We start from the raw sequence: 13908 nt of genomic DNA on the forward strand, positions 1-13908 counted from the left end.
GCACTCACTTCTTGTACACCCCCTGCTCGCCCATGAGATGGGCGACCTTGTTCGCGGCGAGGACAAGGCCGAGACTGACCACGCCCTTGATCAGGCCCGCGGCGGCCGCGTAGCTGAAGTCCTGGTTGCGGACACCGTTCCACCACACGAAGGTGTCGAGCACTTCCGACGCGCCCGGCCCGACCGCACTGCGTTGCAACAGGATCTGCTCGAAGCCGACCGTGAGCGCGTCACCGACGCGCAGCACCAGGAGCAGGGCGATCACCGGACGCAGCGCGGGCAGCGTGACGTGCCACATCCGGCGCCACCGCCCGGCCCCGTCCATCGCCGAGGCCTCGTACAGATCGGGACTCACGGAGGCCAGCGCCGCGAGGAAAACGATGATGCCCCAGCCGGCGTCCTTCCAGACGCCCTCCGCCGTCACCAGGAACTTGAAGATCCCCGGGTCGGTCATGAGGTCGAAGCCCTCGTAGCCGTGCTGGCGCAGGGTCTGCGCGATGATGCCGGCGCCGCCGAAGATCTGCTGGAAGACGGTGATGACCAGCACCCAGGAGAAGAAGTGCGGCAGGTAGAGGATCGCCTGCGACACCGCCCGCACCCGGGGCCTGATCACGCTGTTGATGAGCAGCGCGAGCAGGATCGGGATCGGGAAGAAGAGCACCAGCTGAAGCACGAACAGGACCAGCGTGTTCTGGACGGCGTTCCAGAACTCCGAGTCCTCGAAGATCCGCGTGAATTGCTCGAAGCCCACCCAGGGGCTGTGGAAGACGGCGACGAAACCGTTGTCGCTGATGTACGGGTCGTACTCCTGGAAGGCGACGACGTTGCCCAGGATCGGTATGTAGTTGAAGACCAGGAGCAGCAGGACGGCCGGCAGAGTCATCAGGATCAGCGTGCGGTCCCGCTTCAGACGGGTCCTGAACGTGCCGTTCTTGGAGGCCGTGCCGTTCCTCGAAGCCGTCTTCAAAGCCTTCTTCTCGGCCTTCGATACCCCGGTGACCTTCAATACCCCGGCGTCCTTGACGCCTTTGACATCTTTGGCGTCTTTGGCGCCCTTGGTCGCCGCCTTGTCCCCTCCGTCGGAGGGTTCGGCGGTGTCGTCCGCCGCCTGCGTCGACGACGCAGGCGAAGACGACGGCACGGCGGCGCCCGGCGTGGTGCTCTGTGCCACGTCGTCACCCCTGCGCTGATCCGCTGTCGTCCAGCAGCTTCTTGTACCAGTCCCGCAGCTTGTCGCCGCCCTGGCTCTTCCAGTCCGACGCCGCCTGCTGCACGTCGCTGATCTTCTTGCGACCGCGTACGACGTCGTCCTCCAGGTTCTCGAAGTCGCTGGAGAGGTTGGTCCAGCGGGCCGGTTCGGTGACCTGGAGGCCGAAGAAGGTGGACTTCGTGGTGAAGGCACCCATCCGCTGCTGCCACTCCACCTGGTCCTTCGCGATGTCCGGGAAGTCCGGGTGCGCGACGGTCGGAGCGGGGCTGGCGATCATCACATAGGCGTTGACGACCTCGATGTTGCCCTTGTCGGTCTTGACGGGCATGCCGTCCTTGACCGTGTAGTGCGTACCCTCCACCCCGTAGTTGGTGAGCATGTACTCCTTGGTTCCGTACGGCGCCGCGGTGACGTTCGCGGCGGCCAGCACGTCGTGGATCACGGCCTTGGACGCCTTCCTGTTGATGAAGGCGAAGATGCCCGCGGACGATGCGGCCCACAGGTGGGGGTCTCCCCCGGCATGGCCGAAGATGTCCATGCCCGCGATGCGGAAGTCCTTGTTCTGGCCGGCCTGTTCGGCCATCTTGCCCCACCAGTCCGAGATGTTCTGGTTGTACATCAGGACCTCACCGTCGGTGAAGCGCTGACCCGCGTTGCCCTGGTTCACCGCCCTGGCGTCGGGGTGGACGACGCCCGCCGCGTACAGCTTGCGTGTCCACTCCAGCGCTTCGAGGTACTCGTCGAACTCGACCCGGTACTTCAGCTTGCCGTCGACGAGGTTCCAGCCGAGCGGCTTCTCGCTTCCGGACAGCACGCCGAAGCTGTTGAAGGCGGTCCACTTCATGTCGTCGCAGGCCCACACCTTCGCCTTGGCGTTGGTGATCTCCTTGGCGAGGGCCAGGAACTCGGCGGCGGAGGTGGGGAGTTCGTACCCCTTCTCGTCGAAGACGTCCTTGCGGTAGAAGGGCACGATGCCCGGGACGATGGGGGCGGGCATGGGCAGGCCGCGCAGCTTGCCGCCGAAGATGGAGTACTTCCACGCGTCGGTCGGGATGGCCGCGAGGTTCGGATAGTCCTTCACCTTGTCGCCGGAGAGGTACGGGCCGAGGTCGGCCATCTTGCTGATGATGGCGCTGGGTATCTTGCCGCCCATGTTCCAGCTGGGGATCACCACGACGTCCGGCATGTCACTGGAGGCGAGGACCGCGCCCAGCTTCTCGTCGTAGGTGTTGCCGTCCTGGTTCTGCCAGACGATGTCGGTGCCGATCTGCTCGTTCATCGCCGAGTAGTAGGCGTTGTTGCTCTTCGGCGGCGAGCCCCAGAACGGTGACATGATCTTGACGGTGCTGCCCTTGCCGAGCTTCTTGGGCACCGAGGTCTTCAGGTCGGCGAGCGAGAGCCTGCCGGTGAAACCGACGGCGGAGCCGTTCTTCGACGCGATGTCCGGCGTCACCACGCTCTGCGCCACGAAGGCGGGAAGGATCTTCTGCGCGTCCTTGCCCGAGGTCGTGCCGTCCTTGGAGCCGCCGCCGGAACCACCACAGGCGGCCAACAACGGCATTCCGCCGGCCACCGCGGCGGTGGCGACCGCCGTGGAGGCTAGGAAGCTTCTCCGGCTGGGAGCGGAGGCGGAGGTGTTCGGCGTCATTGCGTCAACCCTTCGTGGCGCACAGCAGGACACCCGGCGGTGGGGCCGTCGGCTGCGGTGTCTTGAGTGGATCTGGCTGAGCCGAAGCGGACCTCGGAGGTATCCGCACCCCCGGGGCTACGTCTTCGGGCGACATCTTCGACCATCGACGACAGTCGAAGCGCTTCGATGTTGCTGCGAGGTTAAGTGAACACCTGGGGGTACACAAGAGCCGATTCCAAGATTCCTCGGAGGTATATAGGTCTGAACCGGTCTCTTCCGACCCCTGCCGTGGCGGTGAGGATGCGGAGTTGTTGCGCCGAGGTGTCTTGACACCCACCCCACGGTCGAATCAGCATCGAAGCGCTTCGAAAGACCTTCACCGCTCTTCCGCACCTTCCACAGAGGGATCCTCGCGTGACCGCACAAACGCCGCCTTTCCGCGACTCGCAGCTGCCGTTCGCGAAGCGCATCGACGATCTTCTGTCGCGGCTCACCCTGGAGGAACGGGTCGCGATGCTGCACCAGTTCGGGCCCGCGGTGGAGCGCCTCGGCATCGCCGCGTTCCGCACCGGCCAGGAAGCACTGCACGGGGTCGCCTGGATGGGCCCGGCGACGGTGTTCCCGCAGGCGGTCGGCCTCGGCGCGACCTGGAACGGCGAGCTCGTACGCCGGGTCGGCGAGGCCGTCTCCGCCGAGACCCGCGCGATGCGCTCGCGCGACGACCGCGTGGGCCTCAACGTCTGGGCGCCCACCGTCAACCTCCTGCGCCACCCCCTGTGGGGCCGCAACGAGGAGGGCTACTCGGAGGACCCGAAACTGACCTCGGCCATCGCCACCGCCTACACCCGGGGCCTGCGCGGCGACCACCCCGCGTACTGGCGGACGGCTCCGGTCCTCAAGCACTGGCTCGCGCACAACAACGAGACGGACCGGGCGACCGCGTCGAGCTCCGTCCGCCCGCGCGTGCTGCACGAGTACGACCTGCGCGCCTTCCGCGAGACGGTCGAGGCGGGCACGGTGGCCGGCGTGATGCCCGCGTACAACCTGGTCAACGGTCGCCCCAACCACGTCTCGCCGTATCTGCGCGAGCACCTGCGCGCCTGGACGGACCAGGATCTGCTGGTCTGCTCGGACGCGGGTGCGCCCTCGAACCTGGTCGACCACGAGCACTACTTCGACACGCACGAGGAGGCCACAGCGGCCTCCCTGATCGCGGGCGTCGACAGCTTCACGGACCACGGCACGGACAGCTCGAAGATCGTCGAACGCGTCCAGGGAGCCCTGGACCAGGGCCTGTTGACCGAGTCCGACATCGACACGGCGGTCCGCCGCCAGCTCGCGATCCGCTTCCGCCTCGGCGAGTTCGACCCCCGCCTGGACCCGTACGCGGTCGCGTTGGACTTCGACACCCCCGCGCACCGCACCCTCGCGCGGGAGGCCGCGGAACAGGCGATCGTCCTGCTCAAGAACGACAACCTGCTCCCCCTCACCGACCAGGGCACCCGCATCGCGGTGGTGGGCCTCCTCGCCGACGAGTGCAAGCTCGACTGGTACAGCGGCACCCTCATCCACCGCTCCACTCCGCTCGAAGGCCTCTACGAGCGCTTCGGCGCCGACCGCGTGGACTTCGCCGAGGGCGTGGACCGCGTACGTCTGAAGACCTCCGCCGGTACGTACCTGAGCGTCCCGACCGCGGACGACGCGACCGACGAGGTCCGGGGCGCCGAGGGTGCGCTGGACCCGGCCCTCCTCGCGGGCCGCACGGACCTGCCCCCGCTCACCACCGACACCGTCGGCACCGAGTTCGCGCTGATCGACTGGGGCGAGGGCGTCCTCACCCTGCGCGCCCCCGACGGCCGCTACCTCTCGGTCGCCGACGACGGCTTCGTACGCGCCTCCGCCGACCAGCCCGGCGGCTGGGTCGTCCAGGAGACATTCCGCCTGGAGCCTCATGAATCCCATGCATCCCATGAGTCCCACGATTCCCATGAGGGCGGTCACCTCCTGAAGCACGTCGGTACGGGGCGGTACGTCTCTGTCGCCGCCGACGGCGTAAAGGTTGCCGCGGAAAATCAGGAGAACCCGGACCACTCGGAGCACCCGGAGCACCGGGAGCACCGGGAGCACCCAGGGAACCCGGAAATCCTCCAGCTGGAGATCGTGGAACGCGGCGAGGACGCGGTGGCCCGCGCGGCGGCCTCGGCCGACGTGGTCCTCGTGGTCGCGGGCAACGACCCGCACATCAACGGCCGCGAGACGGAGGACCGCACCACCCTCACCCTCCCCGCCCACCAGCAGCGCCTCCTGGCCGCGGCCAGGACCGCGAACCCCCGTACGGCCCTGGTGATCACGTCCTCGTACCCGTACGCGATCGACCCCACGGACCTCCCCGCCGTCCTCTGGACGGCCCACGGCGGCCAGGCCGCCGGCACCGCCCTGGCCCGCGTCCTGGCGGGCGACGTCTCCCCGGCGGGCCGCCTCCCCCAGACCTGGTACGCCTCGGACGCGGACCTCCCCGACCTGCTCGACTACGACGTGATCGGCAGCCGTCAGACGTACCTGTACTTCGAGGGCACCCCGCTCTTCCCCTTCGGCCACGGCCTGTCGTACGCGTCCTTCGCGTACACGGACCTCGTGACGCACGTGGGCAAGACCTCCGTGCACGTCACGTTCACGGTCACCAACACGGGCAGCACGGTGGCCGACGAGGTGGCCCAGCTCTACACCCGCGCCGTGCACCCATCGGTCCCGCGCCCCCGCCGCGAACTGCTGGCCCACCACCGCGTCCGCGTACTCCCGGGCGCCTCCGCCGAGCTGACCTTCGAACTACCGCTGTACGCTTTCGAGTTCTGGGACGTGGCCCATGGCACCCCGCGCCTGGAGCCGGGCCCGTACGAACTCCTCGTGGGCGCGTCCAGCGAGGACATCCGGCTGCGCGGGACGATCGAGCTGGGCGGCGCGCCCGCCGTCCCGCGTCCGGTCCTCGAACACGGCCTGAACGCGGCCGACTTCGACGAGCAGCGGAGCACGGAGATCGTCGACCGCGCGAAGGCGTCGGGCAACTCGGTGACACCCGCACACGAGAACGACGCCGAACTGGTCTACCGCGGCTGCGACTTCGGCCCGGGCACCAGGGCCGTCGCCGTCGAGGTGTCGGGCGAGGGCGCAATCGAACTGGCCCTGGACGGCGGCCCGGTGATCGCCCGGCTCGACGTCCCGGCCACGCCGGGACCGTACGACTACCTCACCGTCGTCGCCCCGTTCCGGGCCACCGGGATGCACGACCTGCACGTCGGGCTGCGCGGCCCACTGCGGCTCGCGCACGTCGGCTTCTCCGGCGGAGGGGGAGGCGGAGAGGCCGACTGAGTCTCCGGGTCAGGGCCCGGGTCACACGGCAACGGCCGGAGCCCCCGCACAGCGGGCTCCGGCCGTACGCCGATCGGACGGGCAACAAGCAGCGGGCAACAGGCAGCGGGCAACGGGTCAGAGAGCCAGTCCCGTCAGGACGAGCACCCGCTCGTACGTGTAGTCGTCCATCGCGAACTTCACGCCTTCGCGCCCGACGCCGGACTGCTTCACCCCGCCGTAGGGCATCTGGTCGGCGCGGTAGGAAGGCACGTCACCGACCACGACCCCGCCCACTTCGAGCGCGCGGTGGGCACGGAAGGCGGTCTGCAGATCATGGGTGAACACACCTGCCTGCAGCCCGTACTTGGACTCGTTGACGGCGGCGAAGGCGGCGGCCTCCCCCGTCACCTTCTGGAGGGTGAGAACGGGCCCGAAGACCTCTTCGCAGGAGAGAGTCGCGTCCGCGGGCACATCGGCCAGCACGGTGGGGGCATACGTGGCGCCGTCCCGCTTGCCACCGGTGAGCAGTGTGGCGCCGGAGTTCACGGCCTCGTCCACCCATGACTCGACCCGCTTGGCGGCATCCTCGTTCACCAGCGGTCCGACATCGGTCGCGTCGTCGGCCGGATCACCGGTGACCTGCGCCTCGACAGCGGCGACCACGCGGGGCAACAGCCGCTCGTACACGGAGGCGTCCGCGAACGCCCGCTGCACGGAGACGCAGGACTGCCCGCCCTGGTAGTTGGCGAAGGTGGCGATCCGCGAGGCCGCCCGGTCCAGGTCCTCGTCACTCGCCCAGTCGGCGAGCACGACGGCCGCGCCGTTTCCGCCCAGCTCCAGGGTGAGGTGCTTGCGCGGTACGGAGTCCATGATCGCGTAGCCGACCTTGTCGGACCCGGTGAACGAGATGACGGGCAGCCGGTCGTCCTGCACGAGGGCGGGCATCTTGTCGTTGGCGACGGGCAGTACGGACCAGGACCCGGCCGGCAGGTCGGTCTCGGCGAGCAGCTCACCGATGAGCAGCCCGGACAGGGGCGTCGCGGGTGCGGGCTTGAGGATGATCGGGGCGCCTGCCGCGATGGCGGGGGCGATCTTGTGAGCGCAGAGGTTCAGCGGGAAGTTGAAGGGCGCGATGCCGAGCACGACCCCCTTCGGGAACCGCCGGGTGAGGGCGAGCCGCCCCTGCCCCCCGAGGTCCGTGTCCAGCCGCTGGGCCTCGCCCCCGTTGAACCGGCGGGCCTCCTCGGCCGCGAACCGGAACACGGACACGGCCCGGCCGACCTCGCCGCGGGCCCACTTGATCGGCTTGCCGTTCTCGGCGGAGATGAGCCGGGCGATCTCCTCGGTCCGCTCCACCAGGCGGCGGCTGACGTGATCGAGGGCGGCGGCGCGTATGTGGGCCGGGGTGGCGGCGAACTCGTCCCGTACGGCGTACGCGGCGGCCACGGCCTCCTCGACCTGGGCGTCGGTCGGTACGGCGACCGTGCCGACGGGGCGGCCGTCCCACGGGGAGGTGACGTCGAAGGTGGACTCGCCGGTGGCCTGACGGCCGGCGAGCCAGAAGGCGTGGGTGGAGGTCATGTGCGAGTCCGTGCCCTTCCGCGTTCGGGGTGTGCCTGGTGTTTCCCGTCCTACGGTAGAGCCGGGGTGGCGACGGGGGGCATGTCCGGGCCGGAGCACTCGTGGGGTGGGGTGCGCCGGTTTGGCCTAGTCGGTGGCTTGGTTCTCGCCCCCGCCGCCCCAACCCATTCCCATCACTACTCGGGTGCTCCGCCCCCGAACCCCCGCTCCCCAAACGCCGGAGGGGCTGATTTTCAGCGGGGGTCCGGGGGCGTCAGCCCCAGAAAGGGGAGCCCCCTACTCCGCCGCCGCAGTCGTCTTCAGCGCCAGCCACAGCTCCATCCGCACATCCGCATCGTCCAGCGACCGCCCGAGGATCTCCTCGACCCGCCGCATCCGGTACCGCAACGTATGCCGATGCACCCCAAGATCCACCGCGGCCGCGTCCCACTGCCCGTGCCGCGACAACCACGCCCGCAGCGAGGCGACAAGATCCCCCCGCCCCGTCGCGTCATGCTCGTACAGCGGCCTCAACAACCCGTCCGCGAACGCCCGCACGGCATCATCCGCCAGCAACGGCACCACAGACCCCGCGGCCAGCTCCTCGTGCTCGACCAGCACCCGCCCCCGCCGCCGAGCCACGGACAACGCCTGCTCGGCCTGCTTGTAGGCCGCCCCCGCGGCGATCGGCCCGGCGGGAGCCGAGATCCCCACCACGAGCTCGTCCTCCTCGCCCGCCTGCTCGCCGCCGGTTCGCGCGGCCCCGACGGCCTCCGCGTACTGGGCGCAGGCGGAAACGACCGCGCCCCCGTCCGCGGCCAGCACCACGAGCCGCTCCCCGTCGGGCACCACGAGCACGGCTTCACCGGACCGCGCGGCGGCGGACTCCGCGACCTCGCCGAGCCCACCCACGAGATCACCCCCGGCATCGGCAAGGGCGGCAGCGGCCTCGGCTCTCACCGCGGCCCCGCCGCCATCGCCCACTCCGTCCCCCTCCACATCCGGATCCCCGGCGCGAGCCCGAGCACCCGCCCGAGCCCGCCCGGCGGAAGCCGACGCGGCCTCGGCCAGGATCATCCGGTAGGGCGCGTCCAGCAGCCCCCCGTACAAGTGCCCGGCGACCCCCCGCGCATGATCCGGCTGCCCCGCCAGCAACATCCGCAACACGGCCGCGCCGATCCGCTGCTCGGCGGCGTACAACGACCGGGACCGCTCCGTGGTCAGCGTCAGCAGCGCGATGGCCGAGTGCACGGCATACCGCTCGGCCGTACCCAACGCGGCCGCCGTCCCCACGGCCAGCGCGGCCCGGGCCCGCCGCCCCGACCCGAGCGAATGCAGCTCGACCCGGTCCTCCCCGCCCCCGCCCTCGCCGTCCTCGTCTTCGCCGTCACCCTCGCCGCCTCCGACGACGGAACTCGCGGGCGCCGGCCGCTCCCGCAACCGCTCCACGTCCCCGGTGAGCCGGGCGGCCCGCCGCCCCGCCCACTCGGGCGCGGTGGCGACGACGGCCCCGGACGCGTCGTACAACGCCGCCCATCCGTCCACCTGCGAGGCGAGCGCGGTCAGCAGCCCTTCGGGGCCGTCGCTCAGCGCCTGCCTGGTCAGTTCCCGCTGCGCCGCGAAACCGGCCGTGACCGCCCGGTACTGGTCGGCGGCGATGGCGGCCGACACGGCCTTGCTGATGGCGAGGAACGGCGTACGCCGGGGCACCTCCAACAGCGGCAGCCCCTCCCCCTCCGCCGCGTCGACCAGCGCCTTGGGGGTCTCGTCGTAGTGCACCCCGACGGCGAAACCGAGCCCGGCCACCCCCGCCCCCACCAGCCGTTTCACATACCGCCGCATGGCGTCGGCGTCCTCCACGTCCAGCTTGAGCGCGGTGATGAGCAGCAGCTCCCCGCCCTCCATGTACGGCACGGGGTCGGTGAGCTCGCTGGCGTGCACCCAGCGAACGGGGGTGTCCAGACGATCCCCGCCCGCGCGCACGGTGAGCTTGAGCGCCGAGTGATGTACGAGCGAGGCGAGCGTGGGGGGCATGGGGCCTTCAGGTCTTCAGTCGTCAGATCGTCGTCAGGTCATCGTCAGGTCGTCAGGTCGCCGAATCGGCAAATTCGTCACAGGTTCTTCGATGGTCACGCGCCATGTGATCCTTTTGATCCTTTGGCCGCAACGTATGAACAACCTGTGTCGATTCTGCCTCACCGTACGGTCGACCCGTGACCCCATGTCCGGACGGTCACACTCGTCGCACCCCTCAAAAGTCCCTCAGAGGCCCCTCGCGCCCAGCCCCTCACCCCAACCCCCGGCCCGCCTCAGCTCCGCAGATCCACCAGCAACGGCGGCGCGTGCTCCCCGCGCACGCTGGTGAGCGAAAGCACCGCGTACCCCGGCGGCACCCCGTGCGCCAGCTCGGACGCGGACCAGCGCTCACGCTCGACCTGCCGTACGGTCACGGCCCGGGCGGTCGGCGCATTGCCGGTGATCACCCGTCGCAGCATGTGGACGGCCTTGCCGGCCGGGGTCTCCGCGATGATCTGCCGGTCGGTGACGTCCCGTGCCTCGGTCCACTCCTTGCCCCACACCTCGGCGAAGTCCTGCCCGTCCCACGGCGTGAGCCCGGACAGCGCCATCCGGCACCCGATGGCACCGAGCAGCGGCGACCGCAGCGGGCGGGGTACGTCGTCGAGGGTGCGCAGGGTCATGACGACCCCGGCGTTGGCGGACCGCAACCGCTGAATACCCCGTACGGCCTCGGGCGTGATGACTCCCGTGGCGTCGTCGAGTACGAGGCAGGCGAACAGCGACCGGTCCTCCCGTACGGCGACGCTCGCCGCGAACTGGGCGAGTACGAGCCGCGCGAGCATGCGGGAGGCGTCGGCATGCCCGCGCTCGGGCAGGTCGATCCGCACGCGTACGGGATGGTCGAGGGCGCGGAGGGAGAAGGGCCGGGACTGGCCCGACGTGTCGAAGAAGGTGGCGAACGCGGGCCGGTCGAGCAGTGCCACCCGGTCGGCGAGCACGCTCCCCACATCCCCGGGCTGCCCCAACTGCCGCTCCCGCGCGTCGAGTTCCCGCAGCAGGGATTCCTTGCCGCCCTCCGTGAGCGCCTTGCGCAGGGCGCCGAGCGGTCCGGGCGCGCCGTCGAGCAGCTGCCTCAGCTCGGGCACGGACGGGAAACGGCCGTGCACGGCCCGGTACGGTCCGAGCAGCTGGGCCAGCACGGTGGTGGACCGTCGGCTGTCCGCGCCGGGATGCGGATCGGCCAGGTCCCCGACGAGCGCCTCGGCGAGCACGGCCGCCGCCTCGTCGGGGTCGGTGGTCCCGCCGTACAGATCGAGGTCGTACACGGACTCGGGATTGCCCACCCGCACCACGACGTCGTACGCGTCCACCGGCCCGAGCCCCGCCCCCGCGGCACCGACGACGACCACGGCGGCCCGCCCCGCGAGCGCGTGCAGGCACAGCGATTCGGCGAGCGGCCAGACGACACCGCCGGTCTTGCCGGACCCGGCGGGCCCGACGGCGAGCAGCGAGGTGCCCAGCAGGTCCGGCCCGAGCGCCAGGCCGGTCCCACGGTAGGAGTACGGATTCCGCGGGTCGTCGGCGGTCGTGCCGAGCCGTACCTGTCCGGTGACAAGGTCGTGCCGCGCGAGGCGTCCCGGCAGGTCCCGCTCCCCGGAGGGGTGCAGACAGGCGGCGGCTCCGTCCCGCAGGACGGCACCGCTGAAGGTGGCGAGACTGTGCTGCCCGCTCCGCACGCCCTGCCAGGCCCGGGCGATCCTGGCCTGGTCGACGTCGCGCATGTGTCCGGCCCGGGCCTCGGCACCGAGCCGCTCGGCGGCGTCGGCGGCTCCGGCGGCGCGCAGTTGGTTCCACTGGGCGGGGTCTTCCTCGGGCGTCGGCGGAGCCTGCTGGGGCACGACTCGTCGCAGACGGGGAGCCACGAAGCGGCGCCAGACCTCGCTCCAGCGGCCGAGACGTCCCACGCCGATCATGATCGCGAACACGACGAGGACGGTGTAGCCCTCAAATACGAGGAACCTGACGATCCTACTGTCGCTGTTGCGCCAGGAATCCGGGGTGAACAGTTCGAGCGGCAGGATCCACCAACCGCCGAGATAGCCGTTGGACAGCAAAGACCAGATCAGCCACCCCACAAGAAAGGCGATCAGCGCCCCACTCAGCAACTGCCGGGCCGGAGTCTCCTCCGGCTCCTCCTCCGGCCGAGGCACATGCCCGAAGCGCCACACGCCCGGCGCGGCCTCGGGCCGAGGCGTCCGCAGCCAGGTGAGAAAGGTGGGCCCGTCCGGCGCCGACGGCATCCCGGGCGCCCGTGCGGGCCGCGGCGGCACCTGGGGCGGCCCCGCCGGCCGCGGCACACGATCGGCGTGCGTGCCCCGTGCGTCCTGCGTGCCGTCGCTGTCCATCGCCTCTGCCACCCCTGACCAGCCGCTCCGTACGTCGTTTGCGAGTCAATCTAACGCCCCCACAAGGGGAGTTCACCGCTTACCGGGCCGGGTGAGCGGCGATACGGAAACCTCGCCGCCCCATCGCTCCCCACCCACGCCATGTCCACGGCGGACAACCGAATCTCCCGACAACGCCCGGATGGAGCATGCCCACCCCCTGTTCCCGGGCCTAGCCTGCGAGGAAAGAAGGAAGCCGAGCGTCCGAAGATCCCGTCCGCAAGCCGCCCGCAAGCCGCCCGCAAGCCCTTCCCTCCCCGATGTCCTTCCCGATGTCCTTCCTAATGCCCTTCCCAATGTCCTTCCCCAAGCCGTTCGCAAGACCCCCAGGGAGCCCCTCATGAGCACACTTCCGCAGGAGCGCCGCGTCGTCACCGCCATTCCCGGTCCGAAGTCGCAGGAGCTGCAGGCCCGCCGTACCGCCGCGGTCGCGGCCGGTGTGGGGTCCGTGCTGCCCGTCTTCACCGCGCGCGCGAGCGGCGGCATCATCGAGGACGTCGACGGCAACCGCCTGATCGACTTCGGCTCCGGTATCGCCGTGACGTCCGTCGGCGCGTCCGCCGAGGCCGTCGTACGCCGGGCCTCCGCCCAGCTCCAGGACTTCACCCACACCTGTTTCATGGTCACGCCGTACGAGGGTTACGTCGCCGTCGCCGAGGCGCTGGCCGAGCTGACCCCGGGCGACCACGCCAAGAAGAGCGCCCTGTTCAACTCAGGCGCCGAGGCCGTCGAGAACGCCGTAAAGATCGCGCGGGCGTACACCAAGCGGCAGGCCGTCGTCGTCTTCGACCACGGCTACCACGGGCGCACCAACCTCACGATGGCACTGACCGCGAAGAACATGCCGTACAAGCACGGCTTCGGCCCGTTCGCGCCCGAGGTCTACCGTGTGCCGGTGGCGTACGGGTACCGCTGGCCGACCGGTCCGGAGAACGCGGGCCCCGAGGCCGCCGCGCAGGCCATCGACCAGATCACCAAGCAGGTCGGGCCGGAGAACGTGGCCGCGATCATCATCGAGCCGTTGCTCGGCGAGGGCGGCTTCATCGAGCCCGCCAAGGGATTCCTGCCGGCGCTCAGCCGGTTCGCGTCCGAGCACGGGATCGTGTTCGTCGCGGACGAGATCCAGTCCGGTTTCTGCCGTACGGGCCAGTGGTTCGCGTGCGAGGACGAAGGCGTCGTCCCGGACCTGATCACGACGGCCAAGGGCATCGCGGGCGGTCTGCCGCTCGCCGCCGTCACGGGCCGCGCCGAGATCATGGACGCCCCGCACGCGGGCGGGCTGGGCGGCACCTACGGCGGCAACCCGGTGGCCTGCGCGGGCGCGCTCGGCGCGATCGAGACGATGAAGGAGCTCGACCTCAACGCCAGGGCGAAGAACATCGAGGCCGTCATGAAGGCCCGGCTGGGTGCCATGGCCGAGAAGTTCGACATCATCGGCGACGTCCGGGGCCGCGGCGCGATGATCGCCATCGAACTGGTCAAGGACCGTACGACGAAGGAGCCGAACGCGGAGGCGACCGCCGCGCTCGCCAAGGCGTGCCACCAGGAGGGCCTGCTGGTCCTGACCTGTGGGACCTACGGCAACGTGCTGCGCTTCCTGCCGCCGCTGGTCATCGGAGAGGACCTGCTGGCCGAGGGTCTCGACATCATCGAGCACGCTTTTGCCCGTATCTGAGCGGAGTCTGCCGAATCACTTC

At 70.4% G+C, this 13908-nt stretch carries 7 protein-coding genes; 2 read left to right on the forward strand and 5 right to left on the reverse strand.

Features of this window, described 5'->3' with window-relative positions; genetic code table 11:
* Positions 1–4: 4 nt before the first annotated feature.
* Together OHA11_RS11935 and OHA11_RS11940 are read right to left on the reverse strand one after the other, a co-directional pair.
* Complete coding sequence (locus OHA11_RS11935; protein ID WP_266507100.1) at positions 5–967, reverse strand: sugar ABC transporter permease; 963 nt, start codon at positions 965–967, stop codon at positions 5–7.
* Between the two features lie 208 nt (positions 968–1175).
* Entirely contained in the window at positions 1176–2858 is a 1683-nt protein-coding gene (locus OHA11_RS11940; protein WP_266495105.1) for an extracellular solute-binding protein, read from the reverse strand.
* 396 nt (positions 2859–3254) lie between these two features.
* Between OHA11_RS11940 and OHA11_RS11945 the strand changes: the two genes are divergently transcribed.
* Complete coding sequence (locus OHA11_RS11945; RefSeq protein WP_266495108.1) at positions 3255–6206, forward strand: glycoside hydrolase family 3 C-terminal domain-containing protein; 2952 nt, start codon at positions 3255–3257, stop codon at positions 6204–6206.
* Positions 6207–6323: 117 nt separating this feature from the next.
* On the opposite strand, the gene OHA11_RS11950 is transcribed toward OHA11_RS11945, so the two are convergent.
* The 3 genes from OHA11_RS11950 to OHA11_RS11960 form a co-directional block, all read right to left on the reverse strand.
* Complete coding sequence (locus OHA11_RS11950) at positions 6324–7769, reverse strand: aldehyde dehydrogenase family protein (RefSeq protein WP_266495110.1); 1446 nt, start codon at positions 7767–7769, stop codon at positions 6324–6326.
* Positions 7770–8045: 276 nt separating this feature from the next.
* Positions 8046–9782 (reverse strand): PucR family transcriptional regulator, encoded by a 1737-nt coding sequence (locus OHA11_RS11955; RefSeq protein ID WP_266495112.1) that lies wholly within the window; start codon positions 9780–9782, stop codon positions 8046–8048.
* A 275-nt stretch (positions 9783–10057) separates the two neighbouring features.
* On the reverse strand, positions 10058–12172 hold the full coding sequence (locus OHA11_RS11960; RefSeq protein ID WP_266507102.1) for an ATP-binding protein: 2115 nt from the start codon (positions 12170–12172) through the stop codon (positions 10058–10060).
* Positions 12173–12551: 379 nt separating this feature from the next.
* Here OHA11_RS11960 and gabT point away from each other — a divergent pair, with 379 nt between their 5' ends.
* On the forward strand, positions 12552–13886 hold the full coding sequence (gene gabT / locus OHA11_RS11965) for a 4-aminobutyrate--2-oxoglutarate transaminase (protein ID WP_266495115.1): 1335 nt from the start codon (positions 12552–12554) through the stop codon (positions 13884–13886).
* The last annotated feature ends 22 nt before the right edge of the window (positions 13887–13908 follow it).

Origin of the sequence: Streptomyces sp. NBC_00878, from assembly GCF_026341515.1 — a bacterium.
Taxonomy (GTDB): Bacteria; Actinomycetota; Actinomycetes; order Streptomycetales; family Streptomycetaceae; genus Streptomyces.

Bases quoted from the DNA above. Each gene is read 5' to 3' on its own strand.
- OHA11_RS11940 (WP_266495105.1), bottom strand. From the start codon at position 2,858: ATGACGCCGAACACCTCCGCCTCCGCTCCCAGCCGGAGAAGCTTCCTA.
- OHA11_RS11950 (WP_266495110.1), bottom strand. From the start codon at position 7,769: ATGACCTCCACCCACGCCTTCTGGCTCGCCGGCCGTCAGGCCACCGGC.
- OHA11_RS11955 (WP_266495112.1), bottom strand. From the start codon at position 9,782: ATGCCCCCCACGCTCGCCTCGCTCGTACATCACTCGGCGCTCAAGCTC.
- OHA11_RS11960 (WP_266507102.1), bottom strand. From the start codon at position 12,172: ATGGACAGCGACGGCACGCAGGACGCACGGGGCACGCACGCCGATCGT.
- gabT (WP_266495115.1), top strand. From the start codon at position 12,552: ATGAGCACACTTCCGCAGGAGCGCCGCGTCGTCACCGCCATTCCCGGT.